Origin of the sequence: Bacillus sp. FMQ74, from assembly GCF_001875785.1 — a bacterium.
GTDB classification, from domain to species: domain Bacteria; phylum Bacillota; class Bacilli; order Bacillales; family Bacillaceae; genus Bacillus; species Bacillus stercoris.
The window spans coordinates 204,972-228,618 of sequence record NZ_MOEO01000006.1 but is presented as its reverse complement, the minus strand read 5'-3'; the positions used below and the strand labels follow the sequence as shown (position 1 = coordinate 228,618).

General features: G+C 46.2%; 25 protein-coding genes and 1 pseudogene. 12 read left to right on the top strand and 14 right to left on the bottom strand.

Going from position 1 to position 23,647, the window contains the following annotated elements:
* The first annotated feature begins 55 nt into the window (after window positions 1-55).
* On the top strand, window positions 56-2,005 hold the full coding sequence (gene ltaS, locus BLL41_RS13740) for a lipoteichoic acid synthase (RefSeq protein WP_071578281.1): 1,950 nt from the start codon (window positions 56-58) through the stop codon (window positions 2,003-2,005).
* A gap of 32 nt (window positions 2,006-2,037) precedes the next feature.
* On the opposite strand, the gene nagE is transcribed toward ltaS, so the two are convergent.
* Complete coding sequence (nagE, locus tag BLL41_RS13735; protein ID WP_071578280.1) at window positions 2,038-3,396, bottom strand: N-acetylglucosamine-specific PTS transporter subunit IIBC; 1,359 nt, start codon at window positions 3,394-3,396, stop codon at window positions 2,038-2,040.
* 170 nt (window positions 3,397-3,566) lie between these two features.
* Between nagE and map the strand changes: the two genes are divergently transcribed.
* The 4 genes from map (at window position 3,567) to BLL41_RS13715 (ending at window position 5,270) form a co-directional block, all read left to right on the top strand.
* Window positions 3,567-4,316: a type I methionyl aminopeptidase gene (gene map / locus BLL41_RS13730; protein ID WP_071578279.1), complete on the top strand. Its 750-nt coding sequence runs from the start codon at window positions 3,567-3,569 to the stop codon at window positions 4,314-4,316.
* 81 nt (window positions 4,317-4,397) lie between these two features.
* Window positions 4,398-4,712 carry a DUF3243 domain-containing protein gene (locus tag BLL41_RS13725; RefSeq protein ID WP_071578278.1) on the top strand — a complete coding sequence of 105 codons (315 nt, stop codon included), beginning with the start codon at window positions 4,398-4,400 and terminating at the stop codon, window positions 4,710-4,712.
* A gap of 108 nt (window positions 4,713-4,820) precedes the next feature.
* Window positions 4,821-4,976, top strand: coding sequence for a hypothetical protein (locus BLL41_RS13720; protein ID WP_071578277.1), 156 nt, complete (start codon window positions 4,821-4,823; stop codon window positions 4,974-4,976).
* A gap of 156 nt (window positions 4,977-5,132) precedes the next feature.
* Complete coding sequence (locus BLL41_RS13715; protein ID WP_071578276.1) at window positions 5,133-5,270, top strand: YflJ family protein; 138 nt, start codon at window positions 5,133-5,135, stop codon at window positions 5,268-5,270.
* A gap of 40 nt (window positions 5,271-5,310) precedes the next feature.
* On the opposite strand, the pseudogene BLL41_RS13710 reads toward BLL41_RS13715, so the two are convergent.
* Window positions 5,311-5,666: pseudogene (locus tag BLL41_RS13710) on the bottom strand (MOSC domain-containing protein); the annotation flags it as partial.
* A 46-nt stretch (window positions 5,667-5,712) separates the two neighbouring features.
* Here BLL41_RS13710 and BLL41_RS13705 point away from each other — a divergent pair.
* A complete protein-coding gene (locus tag BLL41_RS13705; protein ID WP_071578275.1) occupies window positions 5,713-5,988 on the top strand; it encodes an acylphosphatase in 276 nt (91 codons plus the stop codon).
* On the opposite strand, the gene nosA is transcribed toward BLL41_RS13705, so the two are convergent.
* The 10 genes from nosA to BLL41_RS13655 all read right to left on the bottom strand — a co-directional run bounded on the left by nosA (window position 5,979) and on the right by BLL41_RS13655 (window position 16,268).
* Window positions 5,979-7,070, bottom strand: a complete 1,092-nt coding sequence (gene nosA / locus BLL41_RS13700) for a nitric oxide synthase (protein ID WP_071578274.1) — start codon at window positions 7,068-7,070, stop codon at window positions 5,979-5,981. The genes BLL41_RS13705 and nosA overlap by 10 nt on opposite strands.
* A gap of 118 nt (window positions 7,071-7,188) precedes the next feature.
* Complete coding sequence (locus tag BLL41_RS13695) at window positions 7,189-7,983, bottom strand: MBL fold metallo-hydrolase (RefSeq protein ID WP_071578273.1); 795 nt, start codon at window positions 7,981-7,983, stop codon at window positions 7,189-7,191.
* 55 nt (window positions 7,984-8,038) lie between these two features.
* Window positions 8,039-9,340, bottom strand: a complete 1,302-nt coding sequence (citM, locus tag BLL41_RS13690) for an Mg(2+)/citrate complex secondary transporter CitM (RefSeq protein WP_003242978.1) — start codon at window positions 9,338-9,340, stop codon at window positions 8,039-8,041.
* Window positions 9,341-9,383: 43 nt separating this feature from the next.
* Entirely contained in the window at window positions 9,384-9,509 is a 126-nt protein-coding gene (locus BLL41_RS23100) for a hypothetical protein (RefSeq protein ID WP_003233716.1), read from the bottom strand.
* A 26-nt stretch (window positions 9,510-9,535) separates the two neighbouring features.
* Window positions 9,536-10,495, bottom strand: a complete 960-nt coding sequence (locus BLL41_RS13680; RefSeq protein WP_071578272.1) for a tripartite tricarboxylate transporter substrate binding protein — start codon at window positions 10,493-10,495, stop codon at window positions 9,536-9,538.
* A gap of 2 nt (window positions 10,496-10,497) precedes the next feature.
* Window positions 10,498-11,178 (bottom strand): two-component response regulator CitT, encoded by a 681-nt coding sequence (gene citT / locus BLL41_RS13675; protein WP_071578271.1) that lies wholly within the window; start codon window positions 11,176-11,178, stop codon window positions 10,498-10,500.
* Window positions 11,150-12,778 carry a two-component sensor histidine kinase CitS gene (gene yflR, locus BLL41_RS13670; protein WP_071578270.1) on the bottom strand — a complete coding sequence of 543 codons (1,629 nt, stop codon included), beginning with the start codon at window positions 12,776-12,778 and terminating at the stop codon, window positions 11,150-11,152. The genes citT and yflR overlap by 29 nt, the downstream gene beginning before the upstream one ends.
* Before the next feature lie 126 nt (window positions 12,779-12,904).
* Window positions 12,905-14,341 (bottom strand): anion permease, encoded by a 1,437-nt coding sequence (locus BLL41_RS13665; protein ID WP_040083848.1) that lies wholly within the window; start codon window positions 14,339-14,341, stop codon window positions 12,905-12,907.
* 126 nt (window positions 14,342-14,467) lie between these two features.
* Window positions 14,468-15,730, bottom strand: a complete 1,263-nt coding sequence (locus BLL41_RS13660; protein WP_071578269.1) for a pectate lyase — start codon at window positions 15,728-15,730, stop codon at window positions 14,468-14,470.
* Between the two features lie 190 nt (window positions 15,731-15,920).
* Window positions 15,921-16,268, bottom strand: a complete 348-nt coding sequence (locus tag BLL41_RS13655) for a YflT domain-containing protein (protein ID WP_071578268.1) — start codon at window positions 16,266-16,268, stop codon at window positions 15,921-15,923.
* 243 nt (window positions 16,269-16,511) lie between these two features.
* Here BLL41_RS13655 and BLL41_RS13650 point away from each other — a divergent pair, with 243 nt between their 5' ends.
* The 6 genes from BLL41_RS13650 to BLL41_RS13625 all read left to right on the top strand — a co-directional run bounded on the left by BLL41_RS13650 (window position 16,512) and on the right by BLL41_RS13625 (window position 21,945).
* The gene (locus BLL41_RS13650; RefSeq protein WP_071578267.1) at window positions 16,512-16,880 is read left to right on the top strand and encodes a DUF3212 family protein; all 369 of its coding nucleotides are present in this window, start codon (window positions 16,512-16,514) and stop codon (window positions 16,878-16,880) included.
* A gap of 108 nt (window positions 16,881-16,988) precedes the next feature.
* Window positions 16,989-17,936, top strand: coding sequence for a Fe(3+)-citrate ABC transporter substrate-binding protein YfmC (gene yfmC / locus BLL41_RS13645; protein WP_071578266.1), 948 nt, complete (start codon window positions 16,989-16,991; stop codon window positions 17,934-17,936).
* A gap of 72 nt (window positions 17,937-18,008) precedes the next feature.
* Window positions 18,009-19,010, top strand: a complete 1,002-nt coding sequence (gene fecD / locus BLL41_RS13640) for a Fe(3+) dicitrate ABC transporter permease FecD (RefSeq protein ID WP_071578265.1) — start codon at window positions 18,009-18,011, stop codon at window positions 19,008-19,010.
* A complete protein-coding gene (yfmE, locus tag BLL41_RS13635) occupies window positions 19,007-20,008 on the top strand; it encodes a Fe(3+)-citrate ABC transporter permease YfmE (protein WP_071578264.1) in 1,002 nt (333 codons plus the stop codon). Before fecD ends, yfmE begins: the two co-directional genes overlap by 4 nt.
* Before the next feature lie 12 nt (window positions 20,009-20,020).
* On the top strand, window positions 20,021-20,821 hold the full coding sequence (gene yfmF / locus BLL41_RS13630) for a Fe(3+)-citrate ABC transporter ATP-binding protein YfmF (protein ID WP_071578263.1): 801 nt from the start codon (window positions 20,021-20,023) through the stop codon (window positions 20,819-20,821).
* 104 nt (window positions 20,822-20,925) lie between these two features.
* Window positions 20,926-21,945 (top strand): NADP-dependent oxidoreductase, encoded by a 1,020-nt coding sequence (locus BLL41_RS13625; RefSeq protein WP_071578262.1) that lies wholly within the window; start codon window positions 20,926-20,928, stop codon window positions 21,943-21,945.
* A gap of 46 nt (window positions 21,946-21,991) precedes the next feature.
* On the opposite strand, the gene BLL41_RS13620 is transcribed toward BLL41_RS13625, so the two are convergent.
* Together BLL41_RS13620 and BLL41_RS13615 are read right to left on the bottom strand one after the other, a co-directional pair.
* The gene (locus BLL41_RS13620; protein ID WP_071578261.1) at window positions 21,992-22,438 is read right to left on the bottom strand and encodes a GNAT family N-acetyltransferase; all 447 of its coding nucleotides are present in this window, start codon (window positions 22,436-22,438) and stop codon (window positions 21,992-21,994) included.
* A 67-nt stretch (window positions 22,439-22,505) separates the two neighbouring features.
* Window positions 22,506-23,636: a DEAD/DEAH box helicase gene (locus BLL41_RS13615; RefSeq protein WP_071578260.1), complete on the bottom strand. Its 1,131-nt coding sequence runs from the start codon at window positions 23,634-23,636 to the stop codon at window positions 22,506-22,508.
* Between the last annotated feature and the right edge of the window lie 11 nt (window positions 23,637-23,647).

Genomic DNA, 23,647 nt, shown 5'->3' with positions numbered 1-23,647 from the left:
CGTTCGTTTTTTCTATCGTTTCGCTCGAACTGGATCGGAAAAAAGGAGTGTAACAATGAAAACATTTATAAAAGAAAGAGGACTGGCCTTCTTCTTCATCGCGGTCGTCCTGCTATGGATCAAAACGTATGTCGGTTATGTCCTGAACTTCAACTTAGGAATAGACAACACGATACAAAAAATATTGCTTTTTGTGAATCCTCTTAGCTCAAGCTTGTTCTTTCTTGGCTTTGGACTCTTGTTCAAGAAAAAATTACAGCGGACAGCCATTATAGTGATTCATTTTTTAATGTCTTTTTTACTGTACGCAAACATTGTGTACTACAGATTTTTCAACGATTTTATTACAATTCCGGTCATTATGCAGGCTAAAACAAACGGCGGCCAACTCGGTGACAGCGCATTTTCGCTGATGAGACCGACTGACGCCTTTTACTTTATCGACACGATCATCCTGATCATCTTGGCGATCAAAGTGAACAAGCCTGTCGAAACGTCAAGCAAAAAATCGTTCCGAATTATTCTAGCGTCTTCAATTCTGGTGTTCTTGATCAACCTGGCAGTTGCGGAATCAGACCGTCCTGAATTGCTGACAAGATCATTCGACCGGAACTATCTTGTGAAATACTTGGGAACATACAATTTCACAATTTATGACGCTGTACAGAATATCAAGTCCAACAGCCAGCGCGCGCTTGCCGATTCCAGCGACGTGACGGACGTAGAAAACTATATGAAAGCCAATTACGATGTGCCGAATAACGTGTATTTCGGCAAAGCGGAAGGAAAAAACGTCATTTACGTTTCACTTGAATCTTTGCAGTCATTTATCATCGACTATAAAATTGACGGCAAAGAAGTGACACCGTTCTTAAATAAACTGGCTCATGATAACGAAACGTTCTACTTTGATAACTTTTTCCACCAAACGGGACAAGGTAAAACATCTGATGCTGAATTTATGATGGAAAACTCTCTGTACCCGCTGGCTCAAGGTTCAGTTTTCGTAAACAAAGCGCAAAACACGCTGCAATCCGTTCCGGCGATTCTGAAGTCTAAGAATTACACATCTGCCGCGTTCCACGGAAACACGCAGACGTTCTGGAACCGTAACGAAATGTACAAAGCGGAAGGCATTGATAAATTCTTTGATTCTGCCTACTATGACATGAACGAAGAAAACACGAAAAACTACGGCATGAAAGACAAACCGTTCTTCAAAGAATCAATGCCGCTGCTGGAAAGCCTGCCGCAGCCGTTCTATACGAAGTTCATTACCCTGTCCAACCACTTCCCATTCGGAATGGATGAGGGGGATACAGACTTCCCGGCTGGAGACTTTGGTGACTCTGTCGTCGATAACTACTTCCAGTCAGCCCATTACCTTGATCAGTCCATTGAACAGTTCTTCAATGACCTGAAAAAAGACGGGTTATATGATAAATCGATTATTGTGATGTACGGAGACCACTACGGCATCTCTGAAAACCACAATAAAGCGATGGCGAAAGTGCTTGGCAAAGATGAAATCACTGATTACGACAATGCCCAGCTTCAACGGGTGCCGCTCTTTATCCACGCTGCCGGCGTGAAGGGCGAGAAGGTTCATAAATATGCCGGAGACGTCGATGTGGCTCCTACCATTCTGCATTTGCTCGGAGTGGATACGAAAGACTATCTGATGTCCGGGTCTGATATTTTATCGAAAGAACACCGTGAAGTGATTCCGTTCCGAAACGGAGACTTTATTTCACCGAAGTACACGAAAATATCCGGTAAGTATTACGATACGAAAACCGGCAAAGAACTCGATGAATCCGAAGTCGACAAGTCAGAAGACTCACTCGTCAAGAAGGAACTTGAAATGTCCGATAAAATCATAAACGGAGACCTGCTGCGGTTCTACGAGCCGAAAGGTTTTAAGAAGGTGAATCCTTCTGATTATGATTACACAAAACATGACGAAGATTCTTCCGAAACGTCAACGGATAACGAAGATAAATAAGAAAAAGCGGAGAGGTTGCCCTCTCCGCTTTTTTATTTGACAGCAGCTCTCAATTCCTCCGCTGCAAATTCCACATTCGGCCCAATAATGACTTGAAGCGATTGCCCGCCAGACTTGACAACCCCTTTTGCGCCTGCTTTCTTCAAAAGCGCTTCATCCACCAAAGCGGTATCCTTCACAGTCAATCGCAGCCTTGTTGCGCAATGATCAATGGTTTGAAGATTTTCTTTTCCGCCGAGCCCTTTCAGCATGATGTTTTCATTTACATCCTGAACAGTATTTTCATCAAGCACTTCATCCACATCGTCGTCTTCCCGTCCCGGCGTTTTTAAATTCAATGCCTTAATCAGTACATAAAACACGATAAAGTATACTGCCGCATAGCATAAACCTACCAAAAGCAGAAGCAGCGGTTTTTCTGCGATTCCGTAGCTGAGCACATAATCGATAGCTCCGGCTGAAAAAGAGAAGCCTGAGCGGATGCCGAGCCAGTTGACGATAAATAAAGATAACCCGGTTAAGATCGCGTGAACAACGTATAAAAGCGGAGACAAAAACATAAATGCAAACTCAATCGGCTCCGTAATCCCTGTGATAAACGCCGTTAAAGCGAACCCAATCATCATGCCCGCCGTCGCTTTCCGTTTTGACGGCTTCGCAGTCACAACCATAGCCAGACACGCCGCCGGAAGACCGAACATCATGATTGGAAAGAATCCTGTCATATATGTGCCTGCTGTCGGATCTTTTGCGAAAAAGCGCGCCAAATCTCCTGTCACTCCATTATATTCTCCGAATTGGAACCAGAAAATATTGTTCAGCACGTGGTGAAGGCCAAGCGGAATTAACAGCCTGTTGAAAAGGCCGAATATGCCCGCTCCGATGCCGCCGAGTCCCAGCATCCACTCTCCAAACGCGTTAATGCACGATTGAATCGGCGGCCAGACCACTCCGAATATGCCGGCTAAAATGATCGTAATGATGGCAGTTATAATCGGCACAAGCCGTCTTCCGCTGAAGAATCCGAGATACTCTGGCAGCTTTGTTTCCTTGAAGCGGTTATAGGTGTAACCGGCAATTAAACCGGCAATAATTCCCCCAAACACCGCCATGTTATTTGTTTTGTCAATTGTCTTTGTCGCCGCGTCAAGCATCAGATACGATATCGCCCCTGATAAACCCGCGGCCCCATTGCTGTCCTTCGAAATGCCGATGGCAATTCCGATCGCAAAAATAAGCGGCAGATGATCAAAAACCGCCGTCCCCGCTTGATAGACAAACGGGATATTAAATACATCCTCTCTGCCAAGCGCAAGGATGATTCCAACCGCAGGCAGAACCGCAATCGGAAGCATAAATGACTTCCCGAGTTTTTGTAAAAATGAAAGCATACCCATCCCCCTCATACCCTTTTTTTTCAAATATACCATATAAGATATCTAGTGATCTATACCAATTTTCCCAAGGCATTTCTTTTTTCCCAGGTCCGTGTGTTTCCTATTTTTAAGACAGTTGTGGTAAGCTTAAACTAGATTATTTAAAAAGAAAGCGGGAATGACAGATGATTGTAACAAACGATCAAGAATTAGAAGGCCTGAAAAAAATCGGAAGAATCGTCGCGCTTGCGCGTGAAGAAATGAAGCGAAAAGCAGAGCCCGGCATGAGCACAAAAGACCTTGACCTTATCGGAAAAGCTGTGCTTGATGAGCATGGCGCCGTTTCAGCTCCTGAGAAGGAATACGATTTTCCAGGTGTGACATGCATCAGCGTAAATGATGAAGTGGCTCACGGCATACCAAGCACATCAAAAATTTTAAAAGCAGGGGATCTTGTCAACATCGACATCTCCGCTGAATTTGGCGGGTTCTATTCTGACACAGGCATCTCATTTGTGCTCGGTGAAGGAGAAGAACGCCTTCATAAGCTTTGCCAATGCGCGGAAAACGCTTTTCAAAAGGGGCTTCAGCAGGCAAAAGCGGGCAAGCGCCAAAACCAGATCGGAAAAGCCGTATATCATGAAGCACGCTCTCAAGGCTTTACCGTCATCAAGACCCTGACCGGCCACGGAATCGGCCGAAGCCTGCATGAAGCGCCGAACCACATCATGAACTATTATGATCCGTTTGATAACGCGCTGTTCAAAAATGGCACAGTCATCGCGCTTGAACCATTTATTTCAACGAAAGCAGAAACGATTGTTGAAGCTGGAGACGGCTGGACGTTCAAGACGCCGGATAAAAGCATGGTTGCCCAAGTTGAACACACGATCGTCATCACAAAAGATGAACCGATTATCCTGACGAAACTGTAAAACACATTCCGGGCTTCCGGCAGGTTTAACCTCCTCCAATAGCAGGTAAAACATCATTATTCTGCACGAGGAGGTCTTGCAATGAACAGAGATCAAGAAAAAATCCAAATTGAAAACGAAATGAACGCGATGCATGGCACAATAAAAGAAGACATTTTAAAAGACTTTGAGGAATTTAAAGGCTACCTGAAAAAACAAGTCAACCGAGGCAAAAAGCTGGGATTGGATGACGGCAAGCTTGTAAAAAGCGCTGCGATCCTGGGAGACTACCTCGCAAAGCATGAAAAGCCGCAAAACGGTGAAGAAATGCTGCTGCAAGAGCTTTGGAGCGTTGCGGACGAAGATGAGAAAAAACATTTGGCACAGCTTCTGGTCAAATTGGTTGATAAACAATAAAACATGAGCCGGGCGATATATGCGCCCGGCTTTCTTGATATTGTCACAGCCCGGCTCTTCCAGATATGCTACACTACTATTATGTCTGTGAAAGGAGCCTCTATCTGCATGTGGTTTATGATTTTCGGCATCATTTTTTTCATTGAAGGCATCATAGTGACCGTTTACGGCGTAAAGAAAAAAAACGGGATGCTCACATATATCGGCATTGTTTTCGCCATTATGACATTTGGCGTTGTCATGCTCAAATTGACCGGCCATTAAATCATATTCGGCTTTTGCTCCGCATATACATACAGAAGAACATTCGCATATCTAGTGCGAAAGACTCAGTTTTCCCAACATCTCTTTTCAGCATCTTTTTATAGATGTTACAATGCCAATCGTTTCGAAATCAGATAGGGAAAGGAGTTTTCTGACATGCATTACGGCAGTAAAGGCTGGTATGTGGCAGAACTAAAAAAGCAGGGAATCACGCACCATGAGGGAAGAAAGCTTCAAAGCTATAAAACCTATTTTCTTGCTAACCTGCTTGAAGCAAAGAAAAAACAATCTTAAATATGGCAAAGCCGCGCACGTTAAGATGCGCGGCTTTTTTCTATTCAACCGGCAGCCTCCTGTCCTTTTTTTTCATAAAGGACGCTCTCCAGCTTTCCGATAGTGCAGCCTCACTTAAAATCCGTTCAATAGCGAGATTTTTTGCATCATGGTAGTTGATGCGGTTGACGAACTGGACGGATATGCCCTTCTCTCCTCTGGACAGCAATTCAAGCTTGGCGCCTGGTGACACCCTGCCCTCCTCCAGCACGCGAAAATAATAACCTGTATAGCCTGTTTGCTGGACCTTCAGCACCATTTCTTTCACGCCAAACTTCGTCGCCGCTTTACACATGGCTGGCACGGCTGGCTAACCTGAACAACAGCTTCATCAAGCTTGAACACATCCCCTTTACAGGCTGTAAAATAATTGATTATCATAAAAAGAAAAGGTGGTTTTTACATGCTTCAATACCGAATCATTGTAGACGGCCGGGTTCAGGGTGTGGGCTTTCGCTATTTTGTTCAAATGGAAGCTGATAAACGAAAACTGGCCGGCTGGGTCAAAAACCGTGATGACGGGCGTGTCGAGATTTTGGCAGAGGGTCCGGACAACGCCCTGCAATCGTTTGTTGAGGCTGTAAAGAACGGAAGCCCTTTCTCAAAGGTTACCGACATCATTGTCACTGAATCCCGCAGCCTTGAAGGCCATCATCGATTTTCTATTGTTTACTCGTAAGGCTTATCTTGATAAAAGTAGTTCGGCTTTACAATTGAGTTATCATAGGAGCGGTGGAAGATATGAGTGGCAGCGGGTGAAATTGGCGGAATCAGCCACGTCCAGTCCCCCGTCAGCTTTCTGCCCGCTTCTTCCTCCTGTTCTTCAAACCGTTTAAACTGGCTTGCCGCTGTATGATGGTCAACGATGCTGACACCCTGCTTTTTATAGGAGTGCAGCACAGCTTTATTCAATTCAACTAGCGCTTGATCCTTCCATAAATCGGTATTGTAATCAGCGGCGATGCCGATCACGGACGCTACTTTTTTGAGCTTGTCGTACCGCTTTTCATCTGCGAGGTTTCTCGCCCCGATCTCCGTGCCCATATACCAGCCGTTAAACGGTGCGGCATTATAATGAATGCCTCCAACCTCAAGCTTCATATCAGAAATGATAGGCACGCCGTACCACTTCAGCTCCAAGTCAGAAAACGCATCGATGTCAGGATGTGTGATTGGAACCTCGATCACAAGTGAACGCGGCAGCTCATACCAGACCGGCTGTTTGTCGCCTTTCATGCGAAAAATGAGCGGCAGCAGGTCAAAATCTGTTCGCTCTCCGCGCCAGCCGAGCTCTTCGCAGGCTGCTGTCAGGGAACAGGAAGCCGGGTCGCCGATTCTTTCTCCGCCTGACTCATATCCAGCGTACCGGATCAGCTGATGATTCCAGATCTCGACTTGCTTTTCACCCTTCTCTTCCGGAGGGAAAATCGTAATGGTCGGCCTGATCTTCCCGTTATTGGTGGCGGTTTCAATATGGTGAAAGAGGGCGTCACGCACTTCCTCCTTCGTCCGGACGTCTCGTCTGTCGATAACATTCAGCGAATTCCAGAACAATCTGCCGATGCAGCGGTTGCTGTTTCTCCAAGCCATTTTCGCTCCGTGCTCTAGCTCTTCCTTCGTATGTACATAGCTTCCGGTCAGGTCAATTTCACTTTTAATGTCCTTGAGACGGTCTTTCACTTCCTCCTCCTTTCCCAATTCCTGATAGCATGCGGCAATAAACGCTTTCGCTTCGTTCCAGAGTATTTCTTTTTCTTCCAACAAACTCTCCCCTTCACATCACTTCATGCTTTTCATTGTATCGTTTTTAAGCGGCAAGACAAATGATTTTTCTGCAACTTCCTGGAAAACAATAAAAAACACCCGCGTTGTACGGGTGTCAAATAGACGATAACCGATTTGCCAATACAGTTAAGTCACTTCGAAAGTTTTTGCCGGTCATCGGTATGCCATGCCCGGTCAATAACGCTTCAGGTTCAAGAGCGGCCAGCTTCAGAATGGACTCTGCGGCCGTCTCTGTGTCAGGCGTGAAATAAGCCGGCGGCCCGTGAAGCTCCTGTTTTTGAATCAAGACGTCAGCCATTTTCTCTTGTTCCACCGTAATAACAGCATCACCTGCCACAAGCACGCGGCCGTCATCGCGGAATAACGAAATATGGCCCGGCGTGTGTCCCGGTGTCGCGATCCACATCCACTCGTCAAGAAATGGAACTGAGCCGTCTTCCGGCAGTTCATGTACATGTGAGGAAATATCGATGGAATGCCGCGGAAACAGCGGCGACAGCTTGGCGACCAGCCCGCTCTTGCTGTCAGGACGAGCCGGAGGATACTCCTCTTTACCTGTTACATAAGGCATTTCCCGAGAATGGACATAAACAGGTACATCCCAATGCTCAAGGATCTCTTCGATTGCCCCAATATGGTCAAAGTGCCCGTGTGTGAGGATAATCGCCTTCAGCTGAAACCCTTCACCGAATCTTTGTTTGGCTTCATTGACAATCATGCCGGCTGATTGGGGCATGCCGGCATCAATTAAAACAAATGAGTGAGGTTCAGAAGGCAGCTGAATAAAATAGACATTCGCAATTTGCACAGTCAGGCCGTGCACCCCTCTTGCCGCTTCGAACCCCGTTCCGCTTCTGACTGAAGTCAGCGGCATATAAGGATCACTCATAATGACACCTCCGGAATGTTGTATGCCGTTAGTGTGTGTCATTACGCCTGAATTATCATACGGAAATAGAGATCGCACCGATCAATAGAGCGATAGCCGTCATGACGATCACTGCGAGAACCGCCCATTTCAATGCGAATTTTTGGTGGTCGTCAATAGAAACCCCGACAAGCCCGACAAGCAAATGAGTGGATGGCACAAGCGGACTCAGCATATGAATTGGCTGGCCGATAATAGAGGCTCTGGCAATTTCCACTTTATCCACACCGTATGCGACAGCTGTTTCTGATAAAATCGGCAGCACCCCGTAGAAATACGCGTCATTCGGCATCAAGAATGTAAAAATGCCGCTTGTTAAGGCAACAATCGCCGGGATCAATCCGCCCATTTGTTCCGGTATCATGGACACGAGCGAGATCGCCATTTCATCAACCATTTTCGTGCCTGTCAAAATCCCCGTGAACACCCCCGCGGCAAAAATCATTGAACCGATAGCCAGCACATTGCTGGAATGCGCCGCGATGCGCTGTCTCTGATGCTCGAGATTGGGATAATTCACAATCAGCGCAATACAAAACGCAATGACAAACAGTACGGTTAAACTGACTTTACCCGATACTAAACATCCTATTAAAGAAAGCGTTAATAATAAATTGAACCACCAAAGCTTCGGCCGCTTCCACTCATCTTCAACCGCAGCAGCCGGTTCATTGGCATTGGCCGGCTGTTTCAGTTCAATCACACCAAGGCGCTTTCGTTCCGCTTTTCCAAGCACATACGCAACCGCCACCATACAAAGCATCCCGCTTGCAATGACAGGAATCATCGGCCCTGTAAGCTCAGCTGGATCAACCCCCAGCGCACTCGCCGCCCTCGGCGTCGCACCGCCCCATGGAATTGTGTTCATGATTCCCATGCCGACTCCCGCGATTCCTGCCAAGATAATTGGCCGGATGCCTAGCAGCAAATAGAGAGGAAGCATGGCGCTTGTCGTAATCATGTACGTTGTCGAGCCATCTCCGTCCAAGGCGACGAGCATTGTAAGAACCGCTGTCCCGACAACAATTTTTAAAGGGTCTCCTTTGACCATGCTTAAAATTTTGCCAACCATTGGATCAAACAGGCCTGTATCAATCATAATTCCAAAATATAAGATCGCAAACATAATCATGACCGCAGTCGGCGCGACTTGCTGAATCCCCGAAATCATCATGTCCCCAACTTCAGTAAATCCAAATCCGGCGATAAGCGCAAACACAATCGGCGTCAAAACTAATGCTGTTAAAACAGAAAGCCGTTTTGTCATGATCAATGCCATAAACACAAGCATCATGAGAAAGCCTAAGATTGCTAACACATCCATTCCCCCTTAAATGAATCCGCTTACATTTTTTTCTCCCTTACTCCCCTTTTTGTCTTGCCTTTTTGCCATCGTATGGGAAAACCAACCGCAAGTAAATAATTTGGTTTTTTTGTATTTTTAATTTTTTAAAACCGTTTTGTTCTTTTTGATCAATTTTCGGCATGAAAAAAATCCCGGGATGCCGGGATCTTAATTTCCTGTCATGATGCTTTGATAAAAAGCAGATTGCTCTTCTAAAAACCGTTTCGTTTCCCTGCTGTTCAAATAAAAACTTTCCCAGTCCTGTTCGTTTATTTTCCGCTTCCATTCAGGTGAGGAGGTGACCTTCTTTAGCGCTTGATCCCAGTAAGAAATCTCTTCCTCAGACATATTTTTCGGGCCCAAAATCCCTCTCCAATGAGAAAAAACAAACGGGATTCCCTGCTCCTTCCACGTCGGTACATTTGGAAAACCGGGAAGTCTTTTATCAGACGTTACAGCGGCTAACGTGATATCGCCGTTTCGTTCATATGGTTTCGCTTCAGAAAGTGTCATGGAAGCCGCTTCTATCTCATGTCTGATCAGCGCCTGAATGAGCTGTTCACTGCTGTCATACTGTGAGAATTGAATGTCAAACGGGTCAATGCCGTACATATCTGCCGCTCTGACGAACGAGAGCTGATCATCATTGCCAAACCCCGGGGCAAAGCCAATTCTCACCTTGCCGGGATGCATGGTGATCTCATTCAGCACATCCTTGCCATTTGTTAACGCTGATCCTTTTGGCAATGCAACCGTCTGCCATTCCTTGGAGAGAATGGCGAGCGGAGTAAAATCGGCCATTTTTAATTTGCTTTGCCCGAGAAGATCATTGCTCAATATTAGGCTGGACGTCATGCTGATGGTTTGTTTGCTGCTTTTGTTGACATATTTCCAGCCTTTCTCTCCCCCGCCGCCGGGTTTATAGACGATATGAACATCACCCTTTACGATCTGCTTCTGCCTCAAAACTGATTGGATCGCCTGCGCTGTGACATCCCAGCCGCCAGAAGGTTCGGCGGGGACGACAATTTCTATCGGCCCGTCCGGCAGGTGCGGCGCAGCCGCCTGCCTAATATCACCCTGCATAAAGATCAATAGAAGAATCAATAATATTATAGATTTTTTCATATCTAATCCGCCGCCAAATAATATTTTCTCTCCGGCCTGCCGATAATCCCGTATTCAAGCTCGGCTCTTGCTTCTTCCTTTGACACAAGGTACTCGGCATAACGGCGGGCAGTTGTTCGTGACGCCCCCATTTTTTCCCCAAGTTCCTCCGCTGTCAATCCTTCTGACGCAGTCTGAAGCGCTTCCTTAATTTTTCGCAATGTAATCGAATTAATGCCAGTCGGCAAATCCTCTGCCGGCAAAGCTGTCTTCACACCATTCCCAAAAATATGATCGATCATGGACTGGCTGACCTCCGGCTGAGACATGAGCAGCTTCCTTTTTTCTTTATACTGAAGCAACACCTGCCTGAACTTGTCAGCCGTTACGGGTTTGATCAAATAGTGGGCAATCCCCGCCCTTAGCGCTTCCTGCAAATGACGGGTTTCTGTTGCCGCTGTGATAATCATAATGTCCACTTCAGGAAATCGGATTCGTATTTCAGGAATCAACGCGGTCCCAAGCTCGTCCGGCATATAAATATCCAGCAGAAGCAAATCAGCCTTGTTTTCCTTCAAAAGCGCCATTGTCTCTTTTGCGTTAGCCGCCTTGCCGATAATCTTGAATCCATCAAGCTGTTTAATCAATCTCTCATGGATTTGCGCAACTCGAAAATCATCCTCCGCAATCGCGATGTGAATCAAATGGATTCCCCCCTTGTTTCTCCTTCGGTATAAACACAGTGAATACCGCTCCGCCAGTTTTTTGATTCGACAGTTCGATCCAGCCGCCCAATTCACGAACTGAGTCTTTCACATTGGCTAGACCATAGCCTCTCTTCATCCCCTTTGAAGAATAGCCTCTCTCAAACACTTCTTCCATCTTATCTGGCGGCACACCGGGCCCTGTATCTGATACTTCAATGACAATGTCATGGCCCATATCCGTGATAAAAAACAAAACTTCCTTCACGCTTTGCTCCGCTACAGCTTCGAAAGCGTTATCAATTAAATTGCCAATGATCGTAATAAGATGGGACAAGCCGATATGTGCAGGAAGAGGCGCGAGTGAGCTGTTCTCATCAATAACCAGCTTGACCTTCTTTTCCGATGCCTTGCTTATTTTCCCTAACAAAATGGCCTGCACCTGCTGCGAATGAATGTTATGGAATAAAAGATCATGCTGTTCATTTTGTATCGCATATTCCTCTTTAATCAGATCAATGGCTTCATCATACTCCCCAAGTTCAAGCAGCCCTAAAATCGCATAAAGCTTATTTGAAAATTCATGAGTCTGCGCCCTGAGATCCTCAGAATATTTGCGAACCTCTGTCAATGTGTCAATCAGCTTCTTCAGCTCTGTTTTCTCCCTGAAGCTGACGACAATCCCATACGCCTGCCCGCCTTGATTCATCACTTTCGTATTGATAATAAACACTTGATCGTTGACGCTTATCTCCTGGTTCGGCAGCATTTCTCCTTGTTCAAGCACAGATATCAGCCCTGCTCCCGGCATGACGTCATCTATAGGAAGATGGATCACAGGCTCGGGCAGCTTTAACATCTCGGCCGCCGACACGTTCATCATGGTGACGATGCCTTCACGATTGGTGGCAATGATCCCTTCTCGAATCGCCAAAAGCATTGCGTTCCTCTCACGATATAGAGCCGCGATCTCATGCGGTTCAAGCCCAAGCGTATCCTTTCTGATGCTTTTGGCCAGCACGGCGGCGCCGGCAAATCCGAGCAGCAGCACAAGCACAGCAATCACGCTCAAATTTCTTAAATGTTTTTTGATGCTTTGCTCTGTCTCCGTTTGCAGAAAATCAACAGACACGCTGCCAATCACTTGGCTATATCCCTTCTGTTCTTTTATAATCGGCGCGCTCCCTCTGATCACTCTTCGTCCATCCGCTTTTGTTTCAGAAACATGTGAGCCGCCAAACAAAATTTCTCTGCTGCGCTCCAGTTTCTTTAATCCGCTTTTTCCAGAGGCGCTGCGAATGTCTCCTTTTTCGTCCAAAACATAAATGGCAAACGCGCCAGTCTGTTCTTTCATTTGTTCAATGACCTCTTGCGTCTCAGCCGCATGTCCGCCTTTTCTTTCAATGAGCTCTTTAGCTGGCGGCATATAGGAAATGGTTCTCGCCGTTTGAACCGCCAGCTGCTCTGCCTGTCTCCGTTCTCCCTGTGTATGCTGAACGGCTAACGTAATGGTCAGCACACCAATGACAAAGACCAGCAGAGCCGCAATCAGCCCCATTATTTTTGTTTGCAGGGAAAAATGGAACCGCTTTTTCACCACAGCACCAGCCGTCCTTTCTACCTAGATCATACCATTTTTCACAGGAAATTTTCTTATTTTTCAAAATCCATTTTCTTACGAAGGAGTGTAAATAAAAAAAGGCAGACCGCGTCTGCCTTTTTCTTTCTACCATATTCCTAATACTTTCCACCATAATCCGCCGATTACAAGCCATACGATGATATGAACAATCGACAGGATAAATCCGATGGACCACCATTTGCCTTGCGGAATGTAGCCTGCTCCGAAGAAGACCGGAGCCGCTCCAGAACCGTAGTGGGTCGTTGACCCGAACAGGTTACTGAAGAACGCGAGACTCAGCGCTGCTAAAAGCGGCGGTGCGCCCGCTGCCACGACGACAGCCAAAAATGCAGAATACATCGCACTAATGTGTGCCGTCGCACTCGCAAAGAAATAGTGTGAATAGAAATACACAACAATTAGGATTAAGAATGCTACAATCCAAGAGAATCCTGATACTGATGATTTCATGGCGTTACTGAACCAAGACACCATGCCTAATTCATTCAGGAAGTTGGCCAGCATGACAAGCGCCGCAAACCAAGTGAGCGTATCCCAAGCGCCCTGTTCCTTTTTGATATCATCCCAAGTCAGAACCTGTGATAATAAGAGAACGGCCAAACCGATCAATGCGGTTGTGGTTGCGTCGATGTTGAAGCTGCCGCCAAAAATCCACAGCACAAGCACTAAAAGAAACACGATAACCATGGAAAGTTCTGATTTTTTGAACGGTCCCATTTCTTTCAGTTTCTCTGTTGCGATTTTCGCTGCATCCGGTGTTTCTTTGATTTCCGGCGGATACAGTTTGTAAATCACAAGCGGCGTGATGATTAAGCTTACAAGTCCCGGTACAATCGCGGCAATTGCCCAGCTTGTCCATGTTAAGTCCACCCCTGCGACATCATGGGCCAGCTTGGCAATCAACGGGTTCGCCGCCATCGCTGTCAGGAACATAGCAGATGTGATCAGATTCCCCTGAAAACCGGTTTTTAATAAGAATGCACCGATTTTTCTCTCTGTTCCATTTGCCGGGCTTGATCCGAATGTTTCGGATAATGATCTGATAATAGGAAATATAATGCCTCCTGCACGCGCTGTATTACTTGGAATAGCAGGTGAAAGTATTAAATCACTGAATAGCAGTGAATAAGAAAGTCCAAGGGTTTTTTTCCCGAATTTCTGAACGAATACATACGAAATTCTCGCACCGAGCCCGGTTTTGATAAATCCCCGGGAAATAAAGAATGCGATAACGATAAGCCAAATGGTCTTATTCCCGAATCCGCTTAATGTATCCTCAATGGATAGTGTTCCAGTTAGTGCAGTAACCGCCAATGCAAAAATTGCAATTGCACCCATTGGCAAGGGCTTGGAGATAAAGCCGATAATTGTCGCGACAAAGATCGCAAACAAATGCCAAGCTTTAGGTTCAAGTCCGGACGGAGCGGGAATAAACCAGATGATTAGTCCCACAGCGACAGTAATAAGCAATGGAACAAGCTTTACTGCTGACTGTTTTCCTGCGTCTTTTTCTGAAGCCATAAATAGGTCTCCTCCTATATACTTGTTTTCCGATCCCCTTTCCCATTCTACTCCTTAACTAAGTTAATAAACATTTTAATTAATTAAAAAACACAAAGGTTAGCACCCTTTGTGTTTTTCACTTTCTTAATTTAATTTACCCGCACCCGCTTGATTTATAACATTTGATTTCACATTAGCAGAAGCATCAATCGATCCATGCAGAGACGGCGTCCAGCCGACAGAAGAGCTCAGCCCGTTTGCAGCTGATGCATTGATCTGTGTGCCGTTAAGCAACGTGCCGGAGTCATATAAAGCCGTTCCCCCGCTGAATACGCTGATCGTTTTAGCAGGTGACAGTCCCGGTACGTCAATGACATTGTTTTGGGCATAGATTTTAGATGACTTTCCAATTCCCCATGCATAGCTGAAAGGATAACTTGAAGAGCTTGTGCTTCCTTCATAATAGTTGTTGTATACGTGCACTTGCCCGAAGCGGACTCTCGGCGCGCGCTGGACAATATTTTTATAGCGGTTATGATGCAGCGTAATTTTTAATTTGCCGTCATCAGAGGTTTTGCTGTCACTTGATCCGAAAATGGAGCTTTTATCATGATCGTGATAATAGTTGTAAGACATCGTGATATAGTTAGCGCCGTTGGAAGCATCCGTTTGGCCGTCATGGTGCTGATATTCTCTTCCATAATATTTCGGTGATGTGCTGTCCGGGCGCGAGCCGTCATTAAATGTACAGTGATCAATCCAGATGTGTGTGCCGCCATTTATCGTGATATTATCGTATTGTGAGTTCCAGTTCCCTGAGCTTCCGTCAGTCGGATCCCATTGCGGAAAATAGTCATAGGCATCCTGGAATTCAATGTTGCGGATAATGACGTTATCACTCTTGATTTGGAAGTTTCCGCCCACGACTTTAGCGTTAGTCCCTGAACCGACGATCGTCGTGTTTGCAGGAATATCCACCATGACCCGTGCTTTTTGGTTTTTCTGAGAGCGTGCTCTCGCTTCTTCTTGTGTGCCCGACGGCTCTTTTTTGCCCCATGTGCTAGGATCATAGGCTTTCAAATATTTGTCCAAATCATACTCCGGATCTTTATAGTCATTTAGACCAAGCGGCTTCAGATTGTCATCCACGTTCATGTCAATCGTTCCCTTGATATAAATGATTTTTGGCGTTGTGTTCGTTTCCTTCCCTAATGCCGAGACAAGCTGGTTTCTGTTGCTGACGGTATACACATTTGAGGACGATGCTTTTGATCCGCCTGTCGTGCCCGTCGAGTACGCGCCCCAGCCATCATTGGAGCCCAACGTCTGGTGGCCTAAATCAGCTGCATTCGCGCCAGCTGGAGTCAATCCTAAAAACAGAGCCGTAGCTAACATCACTTTTTTCATTCACTATGTACCCCCATTTTCTATTTTGTGAGATTTTATTCCAATTTATCACAAAAATATAATAGCAAATGGAGGGACATCCAGAACCGAAAATGTTCCGCTATCCTATTGCGGCATTCTGCAAAATACCACCGCAAAGACCGCAAAAAAACCAAAAGGCCGACATTGGCCTTTTGGTTTTTTCCCTGCTTCATGCCCAAGATTTCACTTTTTCGTTATCTGTCACAAAGAGAAGCACCTTTCCTTCATCTAAGCGTTTTTCAAACTGAGCGGCTTCATCTTCAGAAAAACCGATTTCGTGAATTTTATTGCGGAGCTCGTCTCCTTTTTTATTAAAGATATTTCCGACCGCGTGCTTGAAACCTGTTTCTTTGGCTCCGATCGTGTTGGCGTTCGTGTTGTCAGCCAGGCGTTCCGTTCTGTCATCGTCGTGAGCTAAGACGTATACATCCTCTTTCGCCACACCCATTTGCTGTAATTCCTCTACATCCTTCATGAGCTGTTCGTCATTTGTATACTCTTTTACAACTGGTTTCATTTCGATATTCCTCCTTCTTGTTTTCTATATTTCCTTCATACCCGTTCGTCTTTACCTGAAACAGATTCCAGAACATTGAAGAGAAAAACAGGAAGAATGGTAGTAGCTATTTATTTTCCGTCCATGGTAAAGTGATAGGAACGGAACCTATTTTCAGAAAAATCAAAATCAAAGAGAAGCCGCTGCACGGAGCACACGACCATGAATTGCTGCCTTTATCCGTACGAGCAGGAGGTATGTCTAATGCAATACTTTTCACCAGAACAGCAATACAATGCTTGGATTGTAAGTGATTTAGTCAAACAGATTTTCCATAAGCGTGCCGGATGTTCACCAGGAATTCACGAGCTTGCGGTTTTTGCCGAGGAGCATTTTGATATCGATATCGACTTTGTTTTCTCGATTATTATGAATATCGGCGATATTGAGTTTGCGCTTGCGGACGAAATAGAAAAGAAATTGTCCGGTTATCTCAACACTCTCCTCCCATATGTCACTGCTGATATGTTCGAAACCTCTAAAGCCAACGCCCATGCGTTTTTGTCTCGAAGACACGGTAACGCTGCATACCACTTATTTGTGTCTGATGATGCTTTCATGAGAAAGCAGTAAAAACGCAGCTTTCTTTACTAAAAAAATATTGACATGGTAAGCCATGCTATTATAGTGTTACATGTGATAATGATTCTCATTACTAAATCTAAAAAAAGGAAGAATGACATGCGCACCTATTCTAACAAGCTGATTGCCATCATGAGTGTTTTATTGCTTGCCTGCCTCATTGTATCCGGCTGTTCATCAAGCCAGAATAACAACGAGAGCAGCGAAAGCAAGTCTAAGGATTCCAGAGTAATCCATGACGAAGAAGGAAAAACGACAATAAGCGGCACACCTAAGCGGGTGGTTGTGCTTGAGCTTTCATTCTTGGATGCCGTTCACAATCTCGGCATTACGCCGGTGGGCATCGCCGATGACAACAAAAAAGATATGATTAAAAAGCTTGTCGGCAGCTCCATTGATTACACATCTGTAGGCACACGCAGCGAACCAAATCTTGAGGTCATCAGTTCCTTGAAGCCTGATTTAATCATCGCTGACGCTGAGCGCCATAAAAACATTTATAAACAACTGAAACAAATCGCCCCGACGATTGAATTAAAAAGCCGTGAAGCGACATATGACGAAACAATCGACAGCTTTACAACCATTGCAAAAGCATTAAATAAAGAAGATGAAGGAAAAGAAAAGCTTGCCGAGCACAACAAAGTCATCAATGGTCTAAAAGCCGAACTTCCGAAAGATGAAAACCGCAACATCGTTCTCGGCGTTGCAAGAGCGGATTCCTTCCAGCTTCATACATCATCATCCTATGACGGAGAAATCTTTAAAATGCTCGGCTTTACACACGCTGTGAAGTCAGATAACGCCTATCAAGAGGTCAGCCTCGAGCAATTGAGCAAAATCGATCCTGATATTTTGTTCATCTCAGCCAACGAAGGCAAGACCATTGTAGACGAGTGGAAAACGAACCCGCTCTGGAAAAATCTCAAAGCAGTGAAAAATGGACAAGTCTATGATGCGGACCGTGACACCTGGACAAGATTCAGAGGCATCAAGTCTAGTGAAACAAGCGCCAAAGATGTGCTTACAAAAGTGTATAATAAATAGGACAAATGAGAAGCGAGGGGAAATCCTTGCTTCTTCGTTTTTGCAACCAGACGCAGTAAGGAAGTGAGACTGTTGTATCATTCAGCCAAACGGCGCTCATCATCAAGACTGATGATGTTCATCATTGCACTGATCATTTTTATATTTGGGCTTGGGCTGAATCTTTCAGTAGGAGCCTCAGACATCGGCATTATAGATTCATTGAAATATCTTTTTGTATGGGACGGTTCAAAGGAACAGCTCATCATCTCTACTCTTCGCCTTCCCCGCACATTAATCGGCGTTTTTGTAGGCGCCAGCCTAGCTGTAGCAGGGGCGCTGATGCAGGCTATGACGAGAAACCCTCTGGCTTCACCCCAAATTTTCGGTGTGAATGCGGGTGCATCGCTTTTTGTCGTTGCTTCTCTCGTCATTCTGCCGGCATCGCCCTATTCTTCTGTTATATTCGCTTTTGCGGGTGCGGCGGCAGGCGGCGCGATTGTGTATATGATTGCCTCATCCGGCGGCATGACACCTGTCAAACTGGCGCTGTCAGGAATGGCCGTGCACTTGTTCCTCTCCTCTATGACACAGGCCATCATTATTTTAAATGAGTCAGGAGAGGATGTTCTTTACTGGATGACAGGCGCAATCGACGGCAGCAATTGGCAGGACGTCTTGACCATCGCTCCGTTTTCTGTCATTGGCATCGGGCTTGCTCTCGTATTTTCCGGTTCTATTTCTGTTCTCGGTCTCGGAGACGAAACAGCAAAAGGGCTTGGACAAAATATGAATGGCATCCGGATTCTGATCAGTTTGATTATTTTAATTCTTTCCGGCGCTTCCGTAGCCGTCGCCGGGCCGATTGGCTTTGTTGGACTGCTCGTCCCGCATATTGTCCGCAAGCTGATCGGAGAACATTATCAATACGTGCTTCCGTTTTCGGCACTGTTCGGTGCCATTTTGCTGGTGTACGCAGATGTTCTGGCCAGATGGATTGCATTTCCTTATGAATCACCGGTCGGCATTGTCACCGCGATTATCGGAACGCCGTTTTTCTTATATTTGGCAAGGAAAGGGCGACATCTGAAATGAAGAAAACAACCAGAAAACAAAAACGCCCCTTGCTGGCGATACTCATATTGGCCATGATTTTGATCGTTCTGTCCGTCATCAGCATCGGAATCGGTGCATTATACATTTCACCTGAGGCAGTGGTGACGAATTTGCTGGGACTGGATCATTCCTTTGAATTTATCATCCAGCAATATCGTCTTCCCCGCATTATCTTAGCGATTTTGGCCGGTGCAGGTCTCGCTGTTGCCGGAGCGATTTTACAGGGTGTGATCCGAAATCCGCTCGCTTCCCCGGACGTTGTCGGCATTTCAAAAGGGTCCGGACTTGCGGCGATGGCTGTGATTCTCATCTTTCCTGAGTCGCCGGTATACGTGCTTCCGTTCTCCGCATTTGCCGGAGCAGCCATTATTGCTGTACTATTGTTAATGATAGCCCGAAAAAAGAGCATTCAGCCCTCTTCACTGGCTTTATCAGGCATTGCCTTAGGCGCGGTCTGCCACGCCGGAATGCAATATATGATGGTCAAGTTTCCGGGCGACGTGAATGCTGCACTCATTTGGCTGACAGGCAGCCTCTGGGGAAGAAACTGGGAAGAAGTCAAGCTGCTTGCGCCATGGCTTTTGATTCTTTTTCCGATCGTCTGCATTCTCATACCGAAGCTGGATCTTATGTCACTCGGTGATGAGCTTGCGCAGGGTCTCGGGGAAAACGCAAACCGGCTGAGATTCATCCTGATTTTCACCGCGGTTGCGCTGGCGGGAAGCTGTGTAGCCGTCGTCGGCTCAATCGGTTTTATCGGCTTGCTTGCTCCGCATATTGCCAGACGGCTTGCCGGAGAAAAAGCTAAATATTTACTGCCTGCATCGGCATTGATTGGTGCTATTATATTATTAATTGCAGATACTCTAGGGCGCGGCATCATGCCCCCGGTTGAAATACCTGCCGGAATACTGACAGCCGTGATCGGCGCGCCTTATTTCTTATATTTATTGAAATTCGAAGCGAGGAAACAGTAGGGAGAGGATACCATGGGAAAACTGGCTGCAGACCAGCTCACTCTTTCATATGACAGCACAGTGATTATTGACGGAGTCGACTTAAAGATAGAAGAAGGAAAAATCACTGCGCTCATCGGCGCCAATGGCTGCGGTAAATCAACAATCCTCAAATCGCTCGCCAGGCTGATGGCCCCGAAAAGCGGGACAGTGCTATTAGAAGGAAAAGACATCCACCGCCAGCCATCAAAAGAAGTCGCAAAAAAAATGGCCATTCTTCCACAATCTCCTCAGGCTCCTGAAGGATTGACGGTAGAGGAATTATGCTATTTTGGCAGACATCCTCACAAAAAGCTGTTATCCAAGCATACCCAAGAGGATCACGACATGGTAGAGTGGGCGCTGGAAGCAACGGGCATGATTGAACTGAAGGATCGGACACTTGATGCCCTCTCAGGCGGTCAAAGACAAAGAGCATGGATTTCCATGGCGCTTGCTCAAGGCACTGATTTGCTTTTGCTTGATGAGCCGACCACGTACTTAGACATTTCACATCAGATTGAAGTGCTTGAGCTGCTGAAAAAGCTGAACCGCGATCATGGCCGCACCATTGTCATGGTGCTCCATGATTTAAACCAAGCCGCTCAATATGCTGACTATCTGATCAGTGTGCTTGACGGAAAAATATATAATGCCGGAACTCCGGAAGATGTATTTACCCAGCCATTTTTCCGTGAAGTCTTCGGCTTGGAATGCTGCATCATGAGAAGCCCGATCGACCAGAAGCCAATGTGCCTGCCGACGGGACTGTGTCCGAAATTAAGGGCGAAATGAAATGGAGAGGTAGATCCTCTCCTTTTTATTTTGCCAGCTTACCTTTTGTATTTCCTCTCCTGTCCATGTTACAGTGGTGTCAACCAAGTGATAGGAGGATGAAAATGACAGCATCTCAGCAGCAAATTCAATTAGCAAGACGTCCGCAAGGTGTTCCTGTTCATGAAGACTTTCGCTTTGAAACCGTTCCGGTTCCTGAACCGAAGCAAGGGGAAGTGCTTGTCAAAACGCTATATATATCAGTTGACCCCTATATGCGCGGCCGTATGCAGGATACGAAGTCATATGTTGAGCCATTCGCATTAAATGAAGCGCTTTCTGGCGGGGTTATCGCTGAAGTTGTGTCAGACGGGAATCATCTGAAAAAAGGAGATATCGTCATCGGAAACCTCAGCTGGCAGGAATATTCCGCGGTAAGCGAGTCTGCCTTGCGTAAAATTGATACAAGCCTCGCTCCCGCTTCTGCCTATCTCGGCATTTTGGGAATGACCGGCTTGACGGCATACTTCGGATTGCTGGACATCGGGCGCCCGAAGGAAGGCGAAACCGTGGTTGTCTCCGGAGCTGCGGGAGCAGTCGGTTCAACAGTCGGGCAAATTGCCAAAATCAAAGGCGCGCGAGTTGTCGGTATCGCGGGCTCTGATGAAAAAATCGACTATTTAAAACAGGAGCTTCAGTTTGACGAAGCCATCAATTACAAAACAGCGAATGATATCCAAAAAGCGCTTCAAGACGCTTGTCCTGACGGTGTCGATGTGTATTTTGACAATGTCGGCGGACCGATTTCAGACGCGGTCATGAATCTGCTCAATGAATTTGCCCGCATTCCGGTGTGCGGCGCCATTTCTTCCTATAACGCAGAAAGCGAAGCAGATGACATGGGCCCTCGTGTCCAATCAAAGCTGATTAAAACCAAATCGCTGATGCAAGGCTTTATCGTCAGCGACTACTCCGATCGTTTTCCTGAGGGAGCAAAACAGCTGGCTGAATGGCTGAAGGCTGGTAAACTCCATTACGAGGAAACCATCATAGAAGGCTTCGAAAAGATTCCTGACGCGTTTCTCGGCTTATTTAAGGGAGAAAATAAAGGAAAACAGCTGATCAAGGTCAGCGATCCGAGCTGAAGATGAAAACGGGAGGGCTTTTTGCCCTCCTTTTAGTTTATTGAGGTCAGCTGCGAAAAATCAACGTAAGAAAACCATCTTCATCTGGTTTCGTATCTTCCAAAGTGAACCCCGCTGCTTGAAAGCAGGCTAAACTGATTCGATTATCTTCTTCGATGCATGCCACCCATTCCCGCACTCTTGTAAAATCAGGTTCGGTCAGCAGCTTTTGTAATATCCGTTTTCCGTACCCTTGAAGCCGGTACAGAGGATTGACGATCAATCCAATATACGTCCGCTCCTCCCCGAACTCAATAACGGCCATTCCTGCCGGCAGCTGCCCATCATACGCCATGATGACAGTATCGTGTACATCTTTATTTACTCGTGCATACCACTCATCTAATGGCAGCATCCCTTCCATTCTGCGCCTGGTATCCTCATTTTCAAACCAGTGTTCAAGGATTTTCAGCTCTGGCTCCTTCATTACTTGAAACCTGTCTATTGAAACCACCTTCCCACCTCCCGCGCGAAACTTTTCTATTATTTTACAACAAAAAAAGGGCTTTTCGCCCTTCTTTTTATTTCGTCTTCAGTTTTCCGCCTGCATACACAGCTTCACTCAGCTCAACACCAAGCTTCTTCGCCATTTTTTTCAGCTTTGATTCCTCCAATTTCGTAACAAGGCTCAGCACGTTGCCTTCTTTTCCGGCCCGGCCTGTTCGTCCTGATCTGTGGACATAGCCATCTTCATCAGGAATATCAGCATGAATCACGTATGGCAGGTTTTCAATGTCTAAACCGCGTGCGGCAATGTCAGTCGCCAATAAAAGCGGGAACTCTCCGTCTTCGAATGCGGCAATGATTTTAGCCCGCTCCATTTTTTTCGCTTCGCTGTGCAAAACGCCGAGTTCAACGTGGTGATATGCCAGCTTTTCCGCGTATACACTCAGGTTGCCGATGTCTCTCACAAATACGAGTGCCTGCATGCCTTCAAGCCTTGACAGCTTTTGCAGCAGCTTTACTTTGTCACGCTGGTCGCAAATGAGATATTGATGCTTCACTTTCCCAGCTTCCGTCTTGCTTCGCTGTACCTTCAACACCTCAGGCTCATGCGCCAATTCGCGGAGCACGTCCTCTGTTTCCTTTTTGAGGGTGGCTGAGAAACAAAGAAGCTGGCGGTCTCTCAATGTTGTTTTAATGATTTGCTTAATCGTTTCGCGATGCTCCGGCAGGACGAGCTGATCCGTTTCATCAAGCACGATCGTTTTTACTTCATGCATTTTGAGTTTCTTTGCTTTAATCAGTTCAAATACTCTGCCCGGCGTGCCGACAATGATATGCGGGTGTTTTTTCAGCTTTTCAACCTGCTTCTTCACATTCGCCCCGCCGATTAAGGAAGCGGCGCGCAGCTCTGAGCCCGCTTTCCAATCCTGAATCACTTGAAAAATCTGCATTACCAGCTCACGCGAAGGCGCTAAAATGACTGTCTGCGGATGCTTCTGGTCCGGCTTGACCCGCTCCAAGACCGGTAGCGCATACGCCAGCGTCTTCCCTGTGCCTGTCGGTGATTCTGCAATGACATCCTTTCCGTCCATGATCAGCTGGGCTGCCTGCTCCTGAACAGGGGTTGGCTTTTGAAAGCCGGAAGCATTCCAATTCTCTTGTATAAATGATTGTGCATTATGTAAAAATGGCCAAGTTTGCGTCATTTTTGTTCTCC

What these genes read in the sequence shown, in the direction of transcription:
- nagE (WP_071578280.1), bottom strand. Translation starts at nt 3,396, where the DNA reads ATGCTTTCATTTTTACAAAAACTCGGGAAGTCATTTATGCTTCCGATT.
- yfmF (WP_071578263.1), top strand. Translation starts at nt 20,021, where the DNA reads ATGGGAAAACTGGCTGCAGACCAGCTCACTCTTTCATATGACAGCACA.
- BLL41_RS13660 (WP_071578269.1), bottom strand. Translation starts at nt 15,730, where the DNA reads ATGAAAAAAGTGATGTTAGCTACGGCTCTGTTTTTAGGATTGACTCCA.
- BLL41_RS13715 (WP_071578276.1), top strand. Translation starts at nt 5,133, where the DNA reads ATGCATTACGGCAGTAAAGGCTGGTATGTGGCAGAACTAAAAAAGCAG.
- BLL41_RS23100 (WP_003233716.1), bottom strand. Translation starts at nt 9,509, where the DNA reads ATGCCGAAAATTGATCAAAAAGAACAAAACGGTTTTAAAAAATTAAAA.
- yfmE (WP_071578264.1), top strand. Translation starts at nt 19,007, where the DNA reads ATGAAGAAAACAACCAGAAAACAAAAACGCCCCTTGCTGGCGATACTC.
- ltaS (WP_071578281.1), top strand. Translation starts at nt 56, where the DNA reads ATGAAAACATTTATAAAAGAAAGAGGACTGGCCTTCTTCTTCATCGCG.
- BLL41_RS13650 (WP_071578267.1), top strand. Translation starts at nt 16,512, where the DNA reads ATGCAATACTTTTCACCAGAACAGCAATACAATGCTTGGATTGTAAGT.
- BLL41_RS13665 (WP_040083848.1), bottom strand. Translation starts at nt 14,341, where the DNA reads ATGGCTTCAGAAAAAGACGCAGGAAAACAGTCAGCAGTAAAGCTTGTT.
- yfmC (WP_071578266.1), top strand. Translation starts at nt 16,989, where the DNA reads ATGCGCACCTATTCTAACAAGCTGATTGCCATCATGAGTGTTTTATTG.
- BLL41_RS13725 (WP_071578278.1), top strand. Translation starts at nt 4,398, where the DNA reads ATGAACAGAGATCAAGAAAAAATCCAAATTGAAAACGAAATGAACGCG.
- BLL41_RS13615 (WP_071578260.1), bottom strand. Translation starts at nt 23,636, where the DNA reads ATGACGCAAACTTGGCCATTTTTACATAATGCACAATCATTTATACAA.
- BLL41_RS13625 (WP_071578262.1), top strand. Translation starts at nt 20,926, where the DNA reads ATGACAGCATCTCAGCAGCAAATTCAATTAGCAAGACGTCCGCAAGGT.
- BLL41_RS13720 (WP_071578277.1), top strand. Translation starts at nt 4,821, where the DNA reads ATGTGGTTTATGATTTTCGGCATCATTTTTTTCATTGAAGGCATCATA.
- BLL41_RS13680 (WP_071578272.1), bottom strand. Translation starts at nt 10,495, where the DNA reads ATGAAAAAATCTATAATATTATTGATTCTTCTATTGATCTTTATGCAG.
- map (WP_071578279.1), top strand. Translation starts at nt 3,567, where the DNA reads ATGATTGTAACAAACGATCAAGAATTAGAAGGCCTGAAAAAAATCGGA.
- BLL41_RS13695 (WP_071578273.1), bottom strand. Translation starts at nt 7,983, where the DNA reads ATGAGTGATCCTTATATGCCGCTGACTTCAGTCAGAAGCGGAACGGGG.
- BLL41_RS13705 (WP_071578275.1), top strand. Translation starts at nt 5,713, where the DNA reads ATGCTTCAATACCGAATCATTGTAGACGGCCGGGTTCAGGGTGTGGGC.
- BLL41_RS13655 (WP_071578268.1), bottom strand. Translation starts at nt 16,268, where the DNA reads ATGAAACCAGTTGTAAAAGAGTATACAAATGACGAACAGCTCATGAAG.